Here is a 19,062-nt window from a genome sequence, read left to right as displayed (position 1 = left end):
GATTTTTGCTAAGCTGTTTCGTTACGTTTCCAAGGGATTAAGCCAGCCTTCCCGATGGATGATCACAGCCCCCAAAAGGCCGTTTCAGGGCAGCCCTCTGCCGGGCTGTCGAGCTCTTTGGGGTCAGAGTCCTTGCTGGCCCAGGATTCAGGCAAAAGTCCCTTTCCCCCCAATGCTCCGTCGCTGCCGCCTACGGACACTCCGGGGGACTTGCGCTCAGCTCAGGCCAGCCAGGATGGGGATCCCACCTCTTCAGGTGCCGTTGCGTCCGATGATAGAGAGCTGCCGGAGGTCAAGCCGGCCATTGTGCCTGCCCCTGCAATGCCGGATCGCGTGGCAGAGCTGGGGAGAGAACACTATCGGATGCAGTATCTGCTGGCGTGGTTGGCTTTTGCCCTGCGCTCCTTTAACAACTTGAACCAGATCCTGGAGCTGACGGCTTTTGTGGCCAGCCAACTGACCGATGCCGAAGGGGGAGCCCTGGTTTTGTTCAATCCCAACGGCACCATCCAGTTGGATCAACTGCATTGCTCTGATCTCAATCACCGCGAGCAGATTCGGGCTGAGATGGAGCAAATTACCCAGACCCTCTCGGCTCAAGAGCCCATCCTCAAAACGGAGGGATCCCTGTCTGTTAAGATCCCTGCCCTTGAACACCTCTTGGACGAACGGTTCTGCCAGAGCTTGGGGCCGGATGTACGCCTTTTCGGCACGCCGCTGCTGATTCGCAACTCTGTCCAGGGTCGCTTGTACGTCTTCAGCCGTCAGCCTGGCTACCACTGGGATGAACGTCGCCAACAACTGTTGCGCTTGGTCGCCGATCAGGCAGGGGTGGCCATCGAAAATGACCGCTTGACGGCAGCCTTGCGCCGCAAGATGGCCCTGGAAAAAGAGATGGAGATCGGCTCCTACATCCAGACCCAACTGCTACCTCGGGAGTGCCCTCAAGTCAAGGGGATTCGCTTGGCAGCCCGTTGCCGGGTGGCCAGCAAAGTGGGGGGTGACTACTACGACTTCATCAAGATTCCCGGCGAACGACCGGAAACATCGGATCCGGCTGCCCCTCCAGCCTCATTTGAAGAAGCTGAAGACTTTCGCTTGGGTATTGTCATTGGAGATGTAATGGGTAAAGGGGTACCTGCCGGCCTGTTGATGAGCATGACCCGGGCCATGGTGCGGGCGGAAGCCCTCAACCGCCATTCGCCGGCCCATGTTTTGCAGCGCTTGAATCGGGCCATGTACAGCGATCTGGAAAACTCCAATCGCTTCATCAGCCTGTTTTATTCGGAGTACGATCCCCGCTCCCATCGCCTCTGCTTCAGCAACGCGGCCCACAACCCCACCCTGTGGTGGCAAGCCCGCACCCGGCAAATTCAACCCCTGGACACAGAGGGGGCGCTGATCGGCTTGGAGGGGAACAGCCACTACTCGGAAAGCTGCGTGCAACTGCAACCGGGGGATGTGGTGGTGTACTACACCGATGGCTACACGGAGACAGCCAACACCCGCGGCGAGCGCTTGGAAACCTCTGGGCTGATGGACGCCATCCAGTATGCTGCCTGTCGCTACGACTCCCCCGAAGACATCTTGGAGAGCTTGTTTGAGCAGATGGATGCCTTCCGAGGCCGCCGGGGATCCCACCCTCTTCCCCTATGGCTGCCCGAGGATCCAGAGCTCCTGTTGCAGGACGAGATTTCCCTGCGGCCTGAGCCCGTGGACGATACAACGCTGGTGGTGTTGAAGGTGTTGCCCGACTCCGAGCCAGCCTAGCTAAAAAAGTTCAAACTCAGGGTTAATGACAGCAGGCCGCAACGCTCACAATAGCTCAAGCAAGCTACTCAACGCTACTGGGCTGGGCAGCAACGGTGGGTTGGTTGACGTGGTTTTGCCGGACTACTAGGCTAGTTGGTTAGTTCTGGCATGCGTTCTGCATGGGCTAAAGCCTGCTCCAGCTTTAGTCTGTGTGGCTCTCTCAGAGAGCAAGGAGCGGCTACCTGCAGCTTGCGGGGAAGTCACGCCTGTGGAGATCCCTCTGGCGGGGCAGTGGGGGTGATCTCTGCTGCCAGCCATAGTTCGTTAAGGCAGGAAGAAAGCAGAAGCGCGGCAGACGCTGAGCACTCCGCGCCGCCGGTGCGAGTGGAAGTGTTTGTTGGCGTTTCGTAGGTCTTTCAGAGCGGTACGCTCTAGCTGGTGGAGCTACCAGGTTGGCTGCACTGTGTTATCTACACCTGAGGTACAACCATGAACTTCTCTCCTTCTGGGTCTGAAACCGCCTCGGTTTACTTGCCGGCCCCCGCGGCTTTCCAGACGGAAATGATTGTCGGGCAGGTGTTCCGACAGGATGTGCTGGGCGATATCCGCAAGGGTTGGAATGGCTTTGTGGAATCGGGCCAAATTTGGGCGCTCTTGGCAGGGATCGTAGTGGGCTACATGCTCAAGAGCATCACCAGCTCCCACTAGGGCCTTGTCACCATTGCTCTAGCTGGATCCATTGGGCCTGGGCCGGCGGGGTTTTGGCCGTCGGCGGTCGGTTTCTGTGTTTTTTCTCCACAACTGCAGTGGGGTCTTCCTACGGTGGTCAATCCTTCTCCCCATTCTTCCGGTTCCCAGCCGATGTCTGAGCCGACGGTAACTTCCACCCCTCGCCCCTGGAGCCAACGCTTCGAGGGATCCCTGCATCCTGCCATCGCCCGCTTCAACGCCAGCATCGGCTTCGACATCCGCCTGCTGCCCTACGATGTGGCCGGATCCCTGGCTCATGTGCAAATGTTGGCCGCTTGTGGCATCCTGACCCGGCAAGAGGCCGACCAGATCCGGCAGGGATTGGAGCAGATCCAACAGGAGGCGGCTGCCGGCACCTTCCGGCCCGATCCAGAGGCAGAGGATGTCCACTATGCCGTCGAGCGTCGTTTGGTGGCTTTGGTGGGGGAAGTGGGAAAAAAACTGCATACCGGGCGCTCCCGCAACGACCAAGTGGCCACCGATCTGCGCCTCTATCTGCGGGATCAAATCGATCACCTTCGTCAAGCTCTCTGGGAGCTGCGCGGAGTTTTGTTGGACTTGGCCGAGCGGCATCTGGAGACGATCCTGCCCGGCTACACCCATCTGCAACGGGCTCAGCCGATTAGCTTAGCCCACCACCTCTTGGCCTATGAAGAAATGCTCTGGCGAGACTGGCAACGGCTGGGGCGGGTGCGGGAAGAGGCGAATGTCTGTCCTCTCGGATCCGGAGCTTTGGCCGGCACTTCCCTGCCCATTGATCGGCAGCTCACCGCCCATCTGCTGGGATTTGAGCGGATCAGCGCCAACAGCTTGGATGCCGTCAGCGACCGAGACTACCTGGTGGAGTTCCACGCTGCCGCCAGCTTGATTTTGGTGCATCTCAGCCGCCTCTCGGAAGAGGTGATCCTCTGGGCTTCCCAGGAGTTCGGCTTTGTCACCCTCACCGATGCCTGTGCCACCGGCTCCAGCCTCATGCCCCAGAAGAAAAATCCCGATGTGCCGGAGCTGGTGCGCGGCAAGGCGGGGCGGGTGTTTGGCCATCTCCAGGCTTTGTTGGTCACCTTGAAGGGGCTGCCGCTGGCCTACAACAAAGACCTCCAAGAAGACAAAGAGGGGCTATTCGACACGGTCGATACCCTGAAAGCCTGCCTAGAGGCGATGACCCTTCTGCTGCGGGAAGGGATCCAATTTCAACCTGAGCGCATGGCCGCTGCTGTGCAGGAAGATTTCTCCAACGCCACCGATGTGGCCGACTACCTGGTGCGCAAAGGGATCCCCTTTCGCACAGCCCATGATTTGGTGGGGCAGATTGTGCGCATTTGTTTGGCAGAGGGGATCCTGCTGCGGGATCTGCCCTTGGAGCGCTGGAAAACCTTCCACCCGGCCTTTGAGGCGGACATTTTGACGGCCATTGAGCCCCGCCAGGTGGTGGCCACGCGGCTCAGCGCCGGGGGAACGGGCTTTGCTGTGGTGCGAGAAGCCCTGCAACGGGCCCAGGCCCGCCACCAGCAGCCAGAGCCATCGGGAGGAACGCCACAAACTTAAACCAATCTATAGGAGAGTTTACAGTTCTTAGGTTCTCCTCGCCAGAGTGTGCCATCCTGAGGTTCTCAGCCATCCAACGCAACTCCCAGCCTGTTGGCCTCTTCCCTGGGTATCGTTCCATGTTGGATAACCTCACCGCCCACGTCCTCGAAAATGCGGCCAAGCGTCGCTGGCGGGAACGCGCCTACAGCCGATTTTTGCAAGATTGGCGACGGCAAGTGGTGCTGCTGCGCCGTCAACGGGCCGGCGAATTTGGCCCACCCCTGGGGGATCCCTCTTGTGTTTTCAGTGCCCACTCGGCTTGGTTGCGCTGTGCCGTCCATCCCCAAGGGCCGTGCCAGGGTTGCCCCCACTATGCCCCCGTCACCCCTCCAAAGCCAGAGCCACCTCTGGGTTCACTCGATGGACGGGTCTGACCGCGCCACACTGGTGGCCGAACATTTTCAGCAGCGGCGGCCTCTGCGGAACGGCCTGCCCGTTGCGCCCCAATGGCATCCGCTGTAGCTAAGTTGAGGGATCCCCGGCCAACTTGTGCCAGAATAAAAGAACGGTAACTCCATCGGCAAAGGCGAGATTCATGGCCCTCTACCTCTCGGCAGACCACCTTCACAGCATCCGCCAGCACGGCGAACAAGCCTTTCCCCACGAGAGCTGCGGCATTTTAATTGGGGAAATCCGGGGATCCGACAAGATCATCCACGAGCTTTGGTCGGTGACCAACACCTGGGATCAAGCGGAAAACCCTCTGGCAGACGGAGAATCCAGCCGCCGCCGCTTCTTGATCGATCCGGCGGATTTCAAGCGGGCCAACGACCATGCGGTGCGCAAAGGGCTGGGGATCCTGGGCACCTATCATTCCCATCCCAACCATGCGGCCATCCCCTCCGAGTTTGATCGGCAGCATGCTTTTCCCTGGGGCTTTTCCTGTGTGATCGTCAGCGTGCGCGATGGCAAGGCAGAAGAGGTGGTGAGCTGGGTTTTGGATGAGCAGGAGCAGCCCCAACGGGAGCCGATGCAGATGCTGGAAGACATTCGCATCCCCTCGCTCCCGGCTTTGGCAAGCTAGAGTCGTTTGGGCTTTGCCGCTGTTTGAGGCTGAAATTCACGGCTAAGTTCAGTTGGGATCCTTGAAAGCTGGGATGGGTACCACCGGAAAAAGCGGTAGTCTAGTGCTGAACCTTGTCTGTAACATAGCTGAATCATCGAAATCCGTAGACTGCTCCAACCAGATCGGCCAGACGGATAGGTCAGCCCAGATCCTCTGGATCCTCAAAAGTCTCCAGTAGATACCCAAGATCTCTCCCCGAACTCCCATGGCAACCAAAGTTCTGATCCCCTCTCCCCTGCGCCCCTACACCGACAACCTGGAGGCTGTCGAGATCGAGGGCAGCAATGTCGGCGAAGTGATGAGCAACCTCATCGCCCGCTACGGCGAGCTGAAGCGCCACCTCTACACCGAGGATGGGAAGCTGCGCAATTTTGTCAATGTCTACCTCAACGACGAGGATGTGCGCACGTTGCCCCAAGGCAACAACACCCCCGTGGGAGAACAAGCCGTCATCAGCATCGTTCCCGCTATTGCTGGAGGGTTGTGAGCATGTTGAACCTGGATACCAGCCAAGTTAGCCTCTCCCGCGAAGAGATGGAGCGGTTTTCTCGGCATTTGATCCTGCCCGAGGTGGGCCTAGAAGGACAGAAGCGGCTGAAAGCGGGCAAAGTGCTGTGCATCGGCACAGGCGGCCTTGGCTCGCCCCTGTTGCTGTACTTGGCGGCAGCCGGCGTGGGGCGGATCGGCATTGTCGATTTTGATGTGGTGGATGTGTCCAACCTGCAGCGGCAGGTGATCCACGGCACCTCCTGGGTGGGCAAGCCGAAGGTGGAATCGGCCAAGAACCGCATCCTGGAGATCAACCCCCACTGTCAAGTGGATGTTTACAACACCGCCCTGAAGGCCCACAACGCACTGGAGCTGTTTGCCAACTATGACGTGATTGTGGATGGCACCGATAACTTCCCCACCCGTTACCTGGTGAACGATGCCTGTGTGTTGACGGGCAAGCCCAATGTCTACGGCTCGATCTTCCGCTTCGAGGGACAAGCGACGGTCTTCAACTACGAAGATGGGCCCAACTACCGGGATCTCTACCCCGAGCCGCCCCCACCAGGACTAGTGCCCTCCTGCGCCGAAGGGGGAGTGTTGGGGATCCTCCCCGGCATCATCGGTGTTATTCAAGCTACCGAAACCGTGAAGATCCTGCTGGGCGTGGGCACAACCCTAAGTGGGCGGCTGCTGCTTTACGATGCCCTGAACATGAGCTTCCGGGAGCTGAAGCTGCGCAAAAACCCGGCTACTCCGCCCATCACTGAGCTGATCGACTACGAACAGTTCTGCGGGATCCCGCCAGCCCAAGCCACAGAACAAGCTGGCCAGACAGAGATCCCCGAGATCACTGTGGCCGAGCTGAAAGCGCGGATGGATGCTCACCAAGACTTTGTGTTGGTCGATGTGCGCAACCCAAATGAGTGGGAGATAGGCCGGATCCCCGGTGCTCACCTGATCCCCTTGCCCCAAATTGAAAATGGCGATGGGGTGGAGCAGGTGCGTCGCCTCCTTAACGGCTCAGAGCTGATCGTCCACTGCAAGAGTGGGGCACGCTCGGCCAAAGCCCTGAAGATCCTGCAAGCTGCCGGGATCCAAGGAAAAAACCTGCGCGGGGGGATCCTCGCCTGGGCGGAGGCTTACGATCCCTCGATTCCCAAGTACTGACCCTGCCTTGGGATCCCTACCTGTCGCCCGGTTTGCTCTAGCATAGATCCGGTAGATCCGGTGCGCAGGGCCGGTTGCGCCAGATTCTCCCTTTTTCCATGAGTGCCATCCCGCAGGCCGAGACAGAAACGATCTTCCACTCCATCCCCGAAGCCCTCGAAGACCTCAAGTGTGGTCGCATGGTCATCGTGGTCGATGACGAAAACCGAGAAAACGAAGGGGATCTGGTCTGTGCTGCCCAGTTTGCCACGCCCCAAGCTATCAACTTCATGGCCACCTACGGGCGGGGCCTTATCTGCCTGGCCATGCAGGGATCCCGCCTCGATGAGCTGAAGATCCCGCTGATGGTGGGGCAGAACACCGACAGCAACCAAACTGCCTTCACCGTCAGCATTGATGCTGGGCCAGAGGCTGGAGTTTCCACCGGCATTTCCGCTGCCGATCGCTCTCGCACCATTCAGGCGGCCATTCACCCGCACACGCGACCGGAAGATCTGCGCCGGCCTGGGCATGTCTTTCCGCTGCGGGCACGGGAGGGCGGAGTACTCAAACGGGCTGGCCATACGGAAGCAGCGGTGGATCTGGCGATGTTGGCCGGGCTGTATCCGGCAGGGGTGATTTGCGAGATCCAAAACCCGGATGGCTCCATGGCCCGCCTGCCCCAGTTGATCGAATATGCCCGTCAGCACGATTTGAAGATCATCACCATCGCCCACCTCATCGAGTACCGCTTGCGCACCGAACAACTGGTTCACCGAGAGGCTGCCGCCACCCTGCCAACGGAGTTTGGCCAGTTTCGGGTTTACGGCTACCGCGATAGCCTCAACCAAGTCGAGCACCTGGCCTTGGTGAAAGGGGATCCGACCCAATTTGCCGCTGAGCCCGTCCTGGTGCGCGTGCATGTGGAGTGTCCCCTGGGGGATGCGCTGGGATCCCTGCGCTGCGATTGTCGCCGCCAATTGACCGCCGCCCTGAAAATGATCGACCACCAAGGCAAGGGGGTACTGGTGTACCTGCGCCGGCAAGAGCAGGAGCTGAGTCTCATCGAGCAAATCAAGTCCTACGCCCGGCAAGATCTGGGCCTTTCTGAAACCGCGCCGCCGGTGGTCATGGATTTGCGCGATTACGGCATCGGAGCCCAGATCCTACGGGATGTGGGGGTGCGCAAAATGCGCCTGATCAGCAATACCTCTCGCCACATCAGCGGCTTGAAAGGATTTGGCCTGGAAGTGGCCGAGCGCGTGCCCCTGCTGGTGGAAGAGCCGGATCTCAATTTGCATGTGGAGCCGTCCTGTTCCCTGAAACTGTTGCTGCACGACGCTGGCGCAACCGATTCCGGCTCAAGCCTGTAGCGCGTTGTAGGGCCGAGGGCTATGGTGGAACAAAGACTGGGGTGCAGCCGGCTCGCCATCCACCACATAAGCCTTGGATCCCCAGCCCCAGAAAGACCAGAAAGGACGTTCGGGCCCCGATGGAGCCGTCATTGCTATGCGACGCTTCCGCGCTGGTGACAGGGGTGCGGAGCACTGGCGCGCCGGCGAGACGGAGTCCCTGGCTGTGGGGCTCAAGAGTTGCTTCGGCAAGACGGGAATGTCGGATCCCACCTGCGACCACACTTCATAGCCCTGAGGGCGCACCACCACCAGGCTGATCAGGGATCCGTGATCCATGTCGTAGCGGCAACTGGCGATGGCCTCTTGCAGCTGAGAAAAGCCCCGGTTGAAGACGTAAAAATGGTCTTGGAAGCGGATGGCCTCCCAGAAACCTTCCCGGGTGACCGCCACATGGTCATGATCGGCGGAGGCGTAGTCGAGGATCACCATACGTGTAAAGACTGATCAGCGATGAATCAAAGTGAGTAAGCTTTTACCGTATTTCCACTTAAACACGATATCGGGCAGCCTGTCATCCGCAAAATGGCTCACCTGCAACAAGGCTTAATGGGTTTCTTTGCCTTGCAAACTGCTACTGCTTGCGTCCCCATCTCCTCCGGCTCCAGGGATCCCACCCAGTTCCCGTCTCAGCTCGGCCATAGCCGCTTCTCCGATGTGGGGGGTGGCGCAGACTAGGTTGGGTGTGCGGATTAGATCGGCTCGGGCTTGGCGCACCAAGGCGCGCAGGGTAGGGTAGCTGGCCTCATCGCAGATGAGGGTATGGGCGCGGCGGATTAGGGATCCCACCCGTTCCGTATCCGAGATCACTGCCGTCAGCACCAGCAGGTCTCCCCGCAGACTGTAGACAATCACCTCGGCAACCTCCAGCAGGGCAGTGCTGATGCTCACCAGCCCCAGACAGGCGTAGGAAGGCAATTGGCGGATCAGGGCAATTTCGCGGGCGTAGTCGGACACCTCCACTGTCAGAACACGGGCCCCCCGGGGTTGGGCAATGGCCTCGACGGCGCTGAGAAAATAGTGCAGCGTCACCACAGTGCCGGAATGGATCTGATCCAGAACGGTGGCCAGATCCTCCAGGGGCACCAACTGTACCCGGATGCCCAGAGTTTGCTGGATTTGCTGGGCCATCAGTTGTCCTGTACCCAAATCCCGGTTGGGCACACACACCAGCACTTGAGCACTGCAGCGCAACCGCCAATCGATCTCCGCCAGCAGCAGATCCCGTACCTGCTCCAGAGAAAAGCCTTGCTGCTGAAGCTGATCGATGCCCTGACGCACCTGTTGCAGGGCCTGTTTGGATCGATCCAGATTTGGGTTGAGAAAGTGCTCCGCACCGCTGACGCGAAGGGGGGAGGCGGTGACCGCATGCCGGGCAGTGCCGCTCACGTAGATGCCGGAGGCGGCCCGAGTTTCCACCAGGCCCATGGCCTCCAATTGGCGGTAAACCTTGTGGATGGTGTTGCGATGCAGGCCCGTTTGCATGGCCAATTGACGGGTGCTGGGCAGGCGGCAGCCGGGAGGAAACTGCCCACAGGCAATGGCGAAGCAGAGCAAATTAAAGAGCTGCACGGAGCCAGGGATCCCGCTCCCCGGCTGGATGGAAATGCGCATCATGGCCCGTTTTTCTCCCTTTGACAACGCCGTTGCGAGCCCGTTTCTGGGCTACGTAAGAATCCCTCGACTTCAGTCGGCGGGAGTGTCAACTGCCTGCAAGATAGCGCCGACGCCGGATAGACAAGCTCCAGAGGAGATCGGGATTGAGAGCCCTATTCGGGGATGCGGTGCATCCGGCTGGGATCCCAACTCAAAGTCACCTCCATCCCTTCCGGTAGCTGCCGCAAATTCAGGCCGGGGTTGGGTTGCACAGCCAAAAGTTTCATCTCAAAGCCGGACACCCATACCTGATAGCGAATGAAAGCCCCTAGATAAGCAGTGTCGCAAATCCGTCCCCGCAAGCGGCAGTGGCCATCGGGGATCCCTTCTTCAGATAAGTCAATCCGAATGTGCTCCGGGCGCAAAGCAAACAGGGCCGCTTCTCCCACGCATCGTTCCGCCAGGGATCCCTCGATCAAGTTGGTTTGGCCGATAAAACCGGCTACAAACCGGGTGGCAGGTCGCTCGTAGAGCTCTGCCGGGGATCCCACCTGTTCGATGCGCCCGCGATTGAACACAGCAATACGATCGCTCATGGTCAGGGCCTCTTCTTGGTCGTGGGTGACGTACAAAAAGGTGAGACCAAGGCGGTGTTGTAGGGCCTTGAGTTCAAACTGCATCTGTTGGCGCAACTTCAAATCCAGCGCCCCCAAAGGTTCATCCAGCAAGAGCACCTGCGGTCGGCCAACCAAAGCCCGCGCCAAGGCCACCCGTTGCCGTTGCCCCCCTGAAAGTTGGCTGGGTTTACGGGATCCCAGATCGGGCAGTTGTACCAGCTCCAGCGCCTCTTGCACTCGCTTTTGGCGCTCCTTCGGCGGTATGCCGCGGATCATCAAGCTGTAGCCAACGTTCTCCGCCACCGTCATGTGGGGGAAGAGAGCATAGTCCTGAAACACCGTGTTCACAGGCCGTCGGTAGGGCGGCAGACCCAAAACATTCTGGCCGTTCAATTCGATCTGCCCCTCATCCGGACGCTCAAAGCCCGCGATCATCCGCAAACAGGTGGTTTTGCCCGAACCCGACGGCCCCAACAACGTAAAAAACTCCCCCTGCTGCACCTCCAAATCCACCCCGTCCACCGCTTGGATCCCGGAAAAGTTGCGGCTGACCCTCCGCAAACGAATGGCAGGTGGGGATCCCTCCTCTCTCCCGGCTTGGGATTTGGCGGAGCTGACATCAGAGGCGAGGACAGATTCGGCAATCATAGCGACAGGGTCAGCCAATGAACCCATTATGAGGGATCCATTTACAGAGGTTGACAGGTCTCAGCAAGGCCGGAAAAGTCCCAGGCCAAGAGCAGAGGTGGTGTGCGAGGGTGAAAGCTCGCCGGAAACCCACCCGACCGGTCGCGAAAGCGGGCCGGAGGCCTTGTTTTTGCATGGGATCCCTGTTTTTGCATGGGATCCCTTGACCACTGGGGATCTGAACCCCATCTTGTTACAGAAATTTAGAATCGTTACAATAAGTTAGAATCTTTGCTCATCTTTGCATCGCAGGTTTTATCCTATGGCACCCTCTCAGCAGTTTCCCGTGCTACTCGCCTCAGCTTTGCGTCACGACAGCGTAACTCCGCGCTGGTCTCAAGTGGCGTGGACCGTTTTGCGGGTGGTGGCAGGGCTATTCATGATTCACAACGGCCTTGACAAACTGGCAGATATTGAAGGGTTTGCGACGGCTTATGTAGAAGTGATCGGGTTGCCCTTCCCGATCTTCTTCGCTTATGTGGCTGCCTATACCGAGCTGATCGCAGCTCCGATGGTGGCGTTGGGTTTGTTGACCCGAGGGGCAGCACTGGGCTTGTTCGCCACGATGGCGGTGGCCATGTTCCATCACATTAAGGTGGCCGGCTTCAGCGTTCCCTACTTGGAGCTATCCGCCATCTACGCAGCGATCTTCCTGGCCTTTGCGGTGAATGGGGGGGGCTGGTTCTCTGTGGATCAGCTCTTGGTGAATGCAATCGAGTCGTGGCTGAACCGCGCCAGCCGGGAAAAGTTGGAGAGCTTGCAGTCTTCGTTGCAGGCCACGGAACGGGTAATTGCGCTGGGCGAGGAAGAGGCCGAGGCCGCCAAGACCACCGGATCCTGAGCTTTGGTGGCCATTCCCGATAGCGGCGAGGCTGCTCCTCTCTCCCTCTGAGAGAGAGGTTAGCAGTGAGAGTCATCCTGCTAAATGCGGCTGGCGGCCCGCTCCATCAGGCGTTGGTGGGTGGAGCGCACAGGCTCTCCTGGCTTGGGTTGCCGCTGCACGTAGGTGCCATCAGGGCGCAACTCCCAGGCTTGCCGGTTGTCCGTCAGGCAGATGTCCAAGATCGCCTTGAGCTCCTGCTGCAACACGGGATCTTCTACGGGGGTGACCACCTCAACCCGTCGATCCAGGTTGCGGGTCATGTAGTCGGCGCTGCCAATGAAGTATTCTTCCTGGCCGTTGTTATAGAAGTAAAAGATGCGCGAGTGTTCGAGAAAGCGGCCAATGATGCTGATGACGCGGATGCGATCGCTCAGGCCTGGGATCCCGGGCTTGAGGCAGCACATGCCCCGCACGATGAGATCGATCTCCACCCCGGCTTGGCTGGCCTCGTAGAGCAGCCGGATCATTTCCGGGTCGGTGAGAGAGTTGATCTTGACGATGATACGCCCCTGGCCCCCCGCTTGGGCATGGCGCATCTCGCGGCGGATCAGGGCTTCCATGCCTTGGCGTAGGGTTCTGGGGGCCACCAAGAGCTTGCGGAATTGCCGTTGCCGTGAGTAGCCCGTCAGTAGGTTGAACAATTCCGTAACATCGTTGCAGAGGGTCTCATCGCAAGTGAACAGCCCTAGGTCGGTATAGATACGGGCGGTTTTGGGGTTGTAGTTGCCGGTACCGATGTGGACGTAGCGGCGCAGGGATCCCCCCTCTTCCCGCACCACCAAAGCCAGCTTGCAGTGGATCTTCAGCCCCGGCAGGCCATAGGCCACGTGTACCCCGGCTTTCTCCAGCTTTTTGGCCCAGAGGATGTTGTTTTCTTCGTCGAAACGGGCTTTGAGCTCCACCAGAGCGGCCACCTGCTTGCCGTTTTCGGCGGCCTGAATGAGGGATTTCACCACCGTCGAGTCGCCGGAGGTGCGGTAGAGGGTTTGCTTAATGGTGAGCACTTGGGGGTCGTTGGCGGCCTCCTCCAGAAACCGCTCCACGCTGGCGGCGAAGGAATCGTAGGGGTGATGCACCAACAGATCCCCTTCCCGGATGACGGAGAACATGTCCACCGGCTCATCGCTCACCGAAGCGGTACGCAGGCGAGGGGGAGTAACCGGCCCCCAAGGGGGATCCTTCAAATCGGGCCGATCCAGGCTGAGAAACGCCATCACCCCCCCCATACTCAAGAGGCCATCCACTTCGTACACCGAGTCACTGTTGAGGCGCATCTCTTCGCTGAGCCGTTGTCGGATGGCTGCCGGAGTTTGGCTGGCAATTTCCATGCGCACCACTGAGCCGAAGCGGCGCTTGCGCAGCTCTTCTTGAATGGCAGCCAGCAGATCGTCGGCCTCGTCCTCTTGGATTTCTAGATCGGCATCCCGGGTGATGCGGAAGGGGTAGTACTCCAGCACCTGCATGCCGACAAACAGCGCTTCCAGATGGTGGGCAATCACCTGATCCAGCGGCACAAAGCTCACCCCATCCCGCAGCGGCACAAAGCGGGGCAAGGTGTTGGGCACCTTCACGCGAGCAAAATACTCCTTGCCAGTCTCTGGATCCCGCACCACCACCGCCAAGCTGAGGCTGAGGTTGGAGATGTAGGGAAAGGGATGGCCTGGATCCACCGCCAAGGGGGTGAGCACTGGAAACAAACGCCTCTCAAAGTAGTCCCGCAGCTCCTGCCGTTCCGACTCGGCCAGCTCGGAAAAATCGCGGATGTGAATGCCCTGTTCCGCCAGCTTGGGCACCAGTTCCTGCCGGAAGCAAGTGTGCAATTTTCGAATCAGGGGGCGCAGGTGGCTCGAGATCTGCTGCAACTGCTGCTGCGGTGTAAGGCCATCCGGGGTTAGCACCAACACGCCCGTTTCCAACTGACGACGGATCACCGCCACCCGCACCATGAAAAATTCGTCCAGGTTGCTCTCAAAGATGGCCAGAAACTTCAGCCGCTCCAGCAGCGGTGTGCGCTCATCCAGGGCCTCGTGCAAAACCCGGGCATTGAATTCAATCCAGCTCAGCTCCCGGTTGAAATACTGCTCCGGCAGAGCATAGCCCTCTTGGATGGGTGTAGTCCGGATCCCTGGTTGTCCGGCATCCGGGGGGCAGCCCGTCGTGTCAGGGTTGCAAGGTGGCCAGGAAGGGTCGGTTTCCTTGGGGCGCGGAGTCATGGCGGCAGAGGGCTGGGTTGTCTCAAACACGTCAACAACAGCTGGAGCCGACCCAATCCTATCCTGCGGGGTTCTGCTGAGGCGAAGGAGAAGTGCCCAAGACGGGCTTGGGCGGACGTTCAGGCAACAATCCTTGAGAGCGCGTCAGAAGAATGACCTGGAGCAGGATCCCGATCAACAAAATGCGCAAAGGGCCAGCCCGGGTGGCCCACTGGGGCGGCAAACGGTTGGTGAGCCACTCGCTGCCCGACCACACCCCCCAAATCACCAGCGCTCCCAGCAAGGCGCCGCGATTGTTGCCACTGCCCCCCGCGATCAGCATTACCCAAACGATAAAGGTGGCAAACTCCGGTTGAAAGGCTTCTGGGCTGATGAAATTGACAAAATGGGCGTAGAGGGCCCCCGCCAACCCCATGAGCATGGATCCCAGCACAAACGCCTGCAGGCGAAACTGGAGCACATCTTTGCCGGCGGCCATGGTTGCCGGTTCATCCTCGCGAATGGCCCGCAGCACCCGCCCCCAGGGGGAGCGATAGGCCCGCTCCGCAGCCCAATAGACCACCGCCAAAATGACCAGCACCAAGCCCAAGTAGAGAAGGGTATCCTGACCTGGGATCCAGCCGCGAAAGGGTCGTGGAATGCGGGTAATTCCCCGTACGCCATTGGTCAGCCAGCCCTCATTTCTCAGGATTTGGCTGATGATCTCAGCAATGCCGATGGTGGCGATGGCCAAGTAGTCGGAACGCAGCTTCAGGGTAATCAACCCGATCAAAAAGGCAATCGCCCCGGCGACAGCCACAGCTATGGCAAAACCCACCCAAAAGGGCAGATTGAAGCCGCCCAAATGCTCGGCGCTTGGGGGTGTGGTGACAATGGCGCTGGCATAGGCTCCCACGGCAAAAAAAGCCCCCACCCCGATGTTGAACATGCCGGCGTAGCCCCACTGGATATTGAGGCCCAGCACCAGCACGCCGTAGATCCCCACCAAAATCAAAAAGAAAATGCCGTAGCTCAACATCAGACATCCCCCCCACCCGGGGATCCCAGTAATCCTGTGGGTCGGAAGATCAGCAGCAATACCAATATGGCGAAGGCCACCCCGGTTTTATAGGCAGGGTTCATCACCAAGGTGGAAAACTCTTCCGCCAGGCCAATCACCAGCCCTCCGGCAATGGCCCCGTAAGGGCGACCAATGCCGCCGAGAATGGCCGCTGCAAAAATGGGCAGCAATAGCCGCCAGCCCATGGTGGGGTGCAGCCGGGTATCCATACCCAGGAACACACCTGCTGCACAGGCCAAGGCTGCGCCAATGGCCCAAGTCCAGAGAACGATTCGCTCCGTATCAATGCCGGTAATCTTGGCCAGCTCAAAATTGTCGGCCATGGCCCGCATCGCTTTGCCCACCCGCGTGCGTTGTAAGAAGAGATGCAGTGCCACCACCAACAGGGCTGTTCCCGCCAGGATTACCGCCCAATCGGGCTTAATGCGCAGCTCCCCAAGCCGCCACGGCAACTGGATCCCGCTGCGGTACACCTGGTTGTTGGGCCCCCAGATGATCTGCACCAGGCTGCGCAGAATCAGGGCGGTGCCAAAAGAAGAAATGAGCAAGATCACTGGTGCCTCCCGGCGCAGGCGGCGATAAATGAGTTGGTCGATCCCAACTGCACAAAGTACCGTGGCCAAAGCTGCCGGGAGCAGGCTGACCCCAATTGGCCAACCCAACCCAACAAATGTCAGGCCGAAGTAGGCCCCCAGGGTCATCAGATCCCCGTGGGCAAAGTTGGCAAAGCGCAAAATGCCAAAGGTCAGCGACACCCCAATTGCTCCCAGGGCGTAGATGCTGCCCAAGACAAGGCCGTAGATGAAAAGTTGCAACAGTTGGGTCACGCTTGCCCCCAAAAACACTTTGCCCTGATAATGCCACGGGTTTGCCGAGAGCGGGATCCGGCTCAGCGCAGCGGAAGGATACGGCTGATCGCGCCAGCGGGACGGAGTCCTAAGAAAGCTAGGGTAGGGGAGAGCGCCCACAAGGAAGAAGATCCATGCAGTCCAGGTCTTTGTCCATCCTCAGCTCCCTGGCAGCTTTGGCCCTGTTGAGCCTTGCCTGCGGAGCGCTGGAGCCATCCCCAGACAGGGATCCCACACCTGCGGATCCCATTCCCACTCCCCAGTTAATCTACGAAGACATCACCCTCACCCAGGCCAGACCGGATGGTGCCATTCTCTGGCGCTTACAGGCTCGCCTGGCCGAATATGAGTCCCCCCCAGAAAATGGTGCCGCTCCTGTGCAGTTGGGATCCGCCCATTTGCAGGCCGTTGAGGGAGAATTCTTCGACGAAGACAACCGCGCCATCCGCACCCGCGCCGAGCAAGGCTCTGCCTACCCCGGCGAACGACGTTTGGAATTGACGGGTCAAGTCGAGGTGGAATCGGAGCGAGACAACCTGCGTCTGCAGGCCCAACGGGTGGAATGGCTGCCGGAACAGCGCCGCCTCCAAGCCGAGGGCCAGGTGAAAGTGGAGCTGTTGGATGGGCAGGGATCCCTGCAGGGGGAGCGGCTGCTCGTTGATTTTGGCCAAGCCCAGATGCAGTTGGAGAACCTGGATCCCACTCAGCCGGTGCGGGCAGAGTACCGGGATCCGGATCTGGAGCTGGCTGCCAGCCGTTTTCTGTGGCAATTTGGCGTCGGGGAAGTGCAGGCAGTAGGGTCTGTAGAGGTTTACGCTCCCTTACAAGCTTTGCGCCTCAGGGGCGAGCAGTTGCGGGCTCCCCTGCCTCTAACCGAGTTGCGCATATTGGGCAACGGGCAAGCCAAAGCCGAGCAGACAGGGCAAGAGCTGCAGGCCCAGGAGATCCGCTGGCGCATCGGCTCCACCCAGTTGCAAGCCCAGGGCAACGTGCGCTACCGCCAGCCCGGCCAGGCTCTGACCGTTAGGGGCAACCAAGGGATCCTGGATTGGCAGGCCAACACCGCTCGGATCCAGGGCAACAGCCAAACCCAGCTCACTTTGCCCTGAGGAGGCGGTGGGGGAAGCAGAAAGCTGGCCGAGAGCATGGCAGGATAGGGATACTTTAAGAAACGTATCAGGTGGGTTGTGGTGAGTTTTAAGGACTCCGTCTCGCTGACGCAAACAGGATGTTTCCCCGCCAGGGCTGGCGCTGCTGCAGAACGCCCCAACATCCTGCTGATCGTGCTGGATACCCAGCGGGCAGATCGTCTCTCCTGCTACTGGTCGGAAGCGGAGCGTGCCCGCCAAGTGCCCACCAGCCCCAACCTGGATCGGCTGGCTGCCGAATCCACCCTCTTCGAGCGGGCCATTGCCCCTGCCCAATGGACCATCCCCTCCCACGCTTCCCTCTTTACGGGGGAATATCCCAGCACCCACCAGACTGTCCAAGCAGATCTGGAGCTGAGCCCCGCCCTGCCCACCCTGGCAGAGCTGTTGCAGCTGAGCGGCTATACCACTGTGGGCTTTTGCAACAACCCCCTGGTAGGGATCCTGAAAAACGGCTTGCGGCGCGGCTTTGAAACCTTTTACAACTACGGTGGCGCTCTGCCCACCCGCCCCCCCGAAGGCACCCCCTTGCCCGCCCCCTTGAACCGCTGGCTGGCCGCCTACACCCAATTTTGGCGGCGGCTCTCCTATCCGGTGCAAAACGCCTTTGCCCGCTCCGACGCCCTCTTCCAGCTGGCGCTGCACCCCTGGTTTGCCTCCCTCTGGACCCGCCTGCTCAACTTCAAAGGCAACACCGCCGCCTCGATTGCCGACCTCAACCGCTACCTGCAGCAGATGGCCCGCCGCCGGTCGGATCCCGGAGCACGGCCCTTCTTTTGCTTTGTCAACCTGATGGAGCCCCACCTGCCCTACTGGCCGCCGGAGCCCTTTGTGCAGACATTTGCCCCCTATTTCAAAAGCAATCGCGAGGCCCGCGACTTTCTGCGCCAATACAACGCCCAACCCTACCGCTGGATGGCGCCCCTGCCGGAACCCCTCTCCCCGCTGCAAGCTCAGGTGCTTCGGGATATCTACGATGCAGAGGTGGCCTACCAAGATCATCTGCTGGGATCCGTCTTCGACACCCTGCGCCACACCGGCCTGGAGCAGAATACGCTGGTGGCCATCGTCGCCGATCACGGTGAAGGGCTGGGGGAACACGACTTCGTCGGCCACGCCTTTGTGGTCTACGAAGAGCTGATCCGCGTGCCCCTCATCCTGCGCTATCCCGGCCACTTCCCGGCAGGAAAACGCATTGCCACCCCCGTTTCCACCCGCCGCCTCTTCCATACCCTCCTGGAAGCTGCTGGCTTTAGCCCCAACCTTTCCCCCAACGGTGCCCCCTGTGTCAGCCTCAAGCTCCGCCGCGAGGTCGCCCGCCTCAGCTTGGCCCGCACCTTGGCAGGGGAAGATCCTGAGCAGGGGACAGTGCTCAGCGAAGCCTTCCCGCCCCACCTCCTCATTCGGGCTATGGAAAACCGCAACGACAGCCTGCTGCGGGCGCGTGCCTGTTACGACATCCGCCGTGCCCTCTATGAGGGGATGACCAAGCTCATCCAAACGGGGGATCGTCCCAGCCTCTACAACTTGGAGCAGGATCCGGCGGAGCTGCGGGATCTGCTCTGGGTCGGCGACGGGGATCCTGTCTCCTCTCTCCCTGATGCTGATCCGCAACGCTGTCACGACGGGTCGGCGGTGGAGACCGGCTGGCCCCAGGCTTGGCTGGCTCGCCTACAGCAGGGGCTGAGAACGTGGGTGAGCTGGGCAGAGTCCCGGCGGCCTAGCACGGCTCCTCGCAAGGTGAATGTGGAAAGCGATGCCGACTTGGTGCGGCAGATGCAAGAGCTGGGCTACTTGGAGTAGGC

Annotated in this window: 17 protein-coding genes; 11 read left to right on the top strand and 6 right to left on the bottom strand. The window is 60.0% G+C overall.

Going from position 1 to position 19,062, the window contains the following annotated elements:
* Positions 1–54: 54 nt before the first annotated feature.
* The 8 genes from ACVWYZ_RS03735 (at position 55) to ribB (ending at position 8,166) form a co-directional block, all read left to right on the top strand.
* A complete protein-coding gene (locus ACVWYZ_RS03735) occupies positions 55–1,770 on the top strand; it encodes a PP2C family protein-serine/threonine phosphatase (protein WP_457466108.1) in 1,716 nt (571 codons plus the stop codon).
* A gap of 471 nt (positions 1,771–2,241) precedes the next feature.
* On the top strand, positions 2,242–2,460 hold the full coding sequence (locus tag ACVWYZ_RS03730) for a hypothetical protein (protein WP_414356446.1): 219 nt from the start codon (positions 2,242–2,244) through the stop codon (positions 2,458–2,460).
* Positions 2,461–2,613: 153 nt separating this feature from the next.
* The gene (argH, locus tag ACVWYZ_RS03725; protein ID WP_457466105.1) at positions 2,614–4,047 is read left to right on the top strand and encodes an argininosuccinate lyase; all 1,434 of its coding nucleotides are present in this window, start codon (positions 2,614–2,616) and stop codon (positions 4,045–4,047) included.
* Positions 4,048–4,166: 119 nt separating this feature from the next.
* Positions 4,167–4,463, top strand: coding sequence for a DUF6464 family protein (locus ACVWYZ_RS03720; protein WP_414329336.1), 297 nt, complete (start codon positions 4,167–4,169; stop codon positions 4,461–4,463).
* A gap of 161 nt (positions 4,464–4,624) precedes the next feature.
* On the top strand, positions 4,625–5,113 hold the full coding sequence (locus ACVWYZ_RS03715; protein WP_457466103.1) for a M67 family metallopeptidase: 489 nt from the start codon (positions 4,625–4,627) through the stop codon (positions 5,111–5,113).
* Positions 5,114–5,360: 247 nt separating this feature from the next.
* Entirely contained in the window at positions 5,361–5,642 is a 282-nt protein-coding gene (locus ACVWYZ_RS03710) for a MoaD/ThiS family protein (RefSeq protein ID WP_457466101.1), read from the top strand.
* Positions 5,643–5,644: 2 nt separating this feature from the next.
* Positions 5,645–6,814 carry a molybdopterin-synthase adenylyltransferase MoeB gene (gene moeB, locus ACVWYZ_RS03705; protein ID WP_414374571.1) on the top strand — a complete coding sequence of 390 codons (1,170 nt, stop codon included), beginning with the start codon at positions 5,645–5,647 and terminating at the stop codon, positions 6,812–6,814.
* 98 nt (positions 6,815–6,912) lie between these two features.
* Positions 6,913–8,166, top strand: a complete 1,254-nt coding sequence (ribB, locus tag ACVWYZ_RS03700; RefSeq protein ID WP_457466099.1) for a 3,4-dihydroxy-2-butanone-4-phosphate synthase — start codon at positions 6,913–6,915, stop codon at positions 8,164–8,166.
* On the opposite strand, the gene ACVWYZ_RS03695 is transcribed toward ribB, so the two are convergent.
* From ACVWYZ_RS03695 to ACVWYZ_RS03685, 3 genes are all read right to left on the bottom strand, one after another.
* Positions 8,155–8,637 carry a hypothetical protein gene (locus ACVWYZ_RS03695; protein WP_457466097.1) on the bottom strand — a complete coding sequence of 161 codons (483 nt, stop codon included), beginning with the start codon at positions 8,635–8,637 and terminating at the stop codon, positions 8,155–8,157. The two genes, ribB and ACVWYZ_RS03695, sit on opposite strands and share 12 nt — an antisense overlap.
* A 114-nt stretch (positions 8,638–8,751) precedes the next feature.
* A complete protein-coding gene (locus ACVWYZ_RS03690; RefSeq protein WP_457466201.1) occupies positions 8,752–9,819 on the bottom strand; it encodes a GntR family transcriptional regulator in 1,068 nt (355 codons plus the stop codon).
* A gap of 155 nt (positions 9,820–9,974) precedes the next feature.
* The gene (locus ACVWYZ_RS03685) at positions 9,975–11,066 is read right to left on the bottom strand and encodes an ABC transporter ATP-binding protein (RefSeq protein ID WP_457466095.1); all 1,092 of its coding nucleotides are present in this window, start codon (positions 11,064–11,066) and stop codon (positions 9,975–9,977) included.
* Positions 11,067–11,367: 301 nt separating this feature from the next.
* Between ACVWYZ_RS03685 and ACVWYZ_RS03680 the strand changes: the two genes are divergently transcribed.
* Positions 11,368–11,946 carry a DoxX family protein gene (locus ACVWYZ_RS03680; protein WP_049749590.1) on the top strand — a complete coding sequence of 193 codons (579 nt, stop codon included), beginning with the start codon at positions 11,368–11,370 and terminating at the stop codon, positions 11,944–11,946.
* 80 nt (positions 11,947–12,026) lie between these two features.
* On the opposite strand, the gene ppk1 is transcribed toward ACVWYZ_RS03680, so the two are convergent.
* From ppk1 to ACVWYZ_RS03665, 3 genes are read right to left on the bottom strand one after another with little or no spacing between them, the layout of a single operon-like run.
* Entirely contained in the window at positions 12,027–14,201 is a 2,175-nt protein-coding gene (gene ppk1, locus ACVWYZ_RS03675; RefSeq protein WP_457466199.1) for a polyphosphate kinase 1, read from the bottom strand.
* A gap of 58 nt (positions 14,202–14,259) precedes the next feature.
* Positions 14,260–15,219: a branched-chain amino acid ABC transporter permease gene (locus ACVWYZ_RS03670; protein WP_414522371.1), complete on the bottom strand. Its 960-nt coding sequence runs from the start codon at positions 15,217–15,219 to the stop codon at positions 14,260–14,262.
* Positions 15,219–16,088, bottom strand: coding sequence for a branched-chain amino acid ABC transporter permease (locus tag ACVWYZ_RS03665; RefSeq protein ID WP_414388243.1), 870 nt, complete (start codon positions 16,086–16,088; stop codon positions 15,219–15,221). Before ACVWYZ_RS03665 ends, ACVWYZ_RS03670 begins: the two co-directional genes overlap by 1 nt.
* A 155-nt stretch (positions 16,089–16,243) precedes the next feature.
* On the opposite strand from ACVWYZ_RS03665, the gene lptC reads away from it, so the two are divergent.
* Both lptC and ACVWYZ_RS03655 read left to right on the top strand, forming a co-directional pair.
* Positions 16,244–17,218, top strand: a complete 975-nt coding sequence (lptC, locus tag ACVWYZ_RS03660) for an LPS export ABC transporter periplasmic protein LptC (protein WP_457466092.1) — start codon at positions 16,244–16,246, stop codon at positions 17,216–17,218.
* Positions 17,219–17,299: 81 nt separating this feature from the next.
* The gene (locus ACVWYZ_RS03655) at positions 17,300–19,060 is read left to right on the top strand and encodes a sulfatase (RefSeq protein WP_457466091.1); all 1,761 of its coding nucleotides are present in this window, start codon (positions 17,300–17,302) and stop codon (positions 19,058–19,060) included.
* The last annotated feature ends 2 nt before the right edge of the window (positions 19,061–19,062 follow it).

The sequence above is a fragment of the Thermostichus sp. MS-CIW-37 genome (assembly GCF_054060065.1).
The sequence above is the reverse complement of the archived record's forward strand: the minus strand, read 5'-3'. Positions and strand labels throughout refer to the sequence as shown.

Bases quoted from the DNA above. Each gene is read 5' to 3' on its own strand.
- ACVWYZ_RS03735 (WP_457466108.1), top strand. From the start codon at position 55: ATGGATGATCACAGCCCCCAAAAGGCCGTTTCAGGGCAGCCCTCTGCC.
- ACVWYZ_RS03730 (WP_414356446.1), top strand. From the start codon at position 2,242: ATGAACTTCTCTCCTTCTGGGTCTGAAACCGCCTCGGTTTACTTGCCG.
- argH (WP_457466105.1), top strand. From the start codon at position 2,614: ATGTCTGAGCCGACGGTAACTTCCACCCCTCGCCCCTGGAGCCAACGC.
- ACVWYZ_RS03720 (WP_414329336.1), top strand. From the start codon at position 4,167: ATGTTGGATAACCTCACCGCCCACGTCCTCGAAAATGCGGCCAAGCGT.
- ACVWYZ_RS03715 (WP_457466103.1), top strand. From the start codon at position 4,625: ATGGCCCTCTACCTCTCGGCAGACCACCTTCACAGCATCCGCCAGCAC.
- ACVWYZ_RS03710 (WP_457466101.1), top strand. From the start codon at position 5,361: ATGGCAACCAAAGTTCTGATCCCCTCTCCCCTGCGCCCCTACACCGAC.
- moeB (WP_414374571.1), top strand. From the start codon at position 5,645: ATGTTGAACCTGGATACCAGCCAAGTTAGCCTCTCCCGCGAAGAGATG.
- ribB (WP_457466099.1), top strand. From the start codon at position 6,913: ATGAGTGCCATCCCGCAGGCCGAGACAGAAACGATCTTCCACTCCATC.
- ACVWYZ_RS03695 (WP_457466097.1), bottom strand. From the start codon at position 8,637: ATGGTGATCCTCGACTACGCCTCCGCCGATCATGACCATGTGGCGGTC.
- ACVWYZ_RS03690 (WP_457466201.1), bottom strand. From the start codon at position 9,819: ATGCGCATTTCCATCCAGCCGGGGAGCGGGATCCCTGGCTCCGTGCAG.
- ACVWYZ_RS03685 (WP_457466095.1), bottom strand. From the start codon at position 11,066: ATGATTGCCGAATCTGTCCTCGCCTCTGATGTCAGCTCCGCCAAATCC.
- ACVWYZ_RS03680 (WP_049749590.1), top strand. From the start codon at position 11,368: ATGGCACCCTCTCAGCAGTTTCCCGTGCTACTCGCCTCAGCTTTGCGT.
- ppk1 (WP_457466199.1), bottom strand. From the start codon at position 14,201: ATGACTCCGCGCCCCAAGGAAACCGACCCTTCCTGGCCACCTTGCAAC.
- ACVWYZ_RS03670 (WP_414522371.1), bottom strand. From the start codon at position 15,219: ATGTTGAGCTACGGCATTTTCTTTTTGATTTTGGTGGGGATCTACGGC.
- lptC (WP_457466092.1), top strand. From the start codon at position 16,244: ATGCAGTCCAGGTCTTTGTCCATCCTCAGCTCCCTGGCAGCTTTGGCC.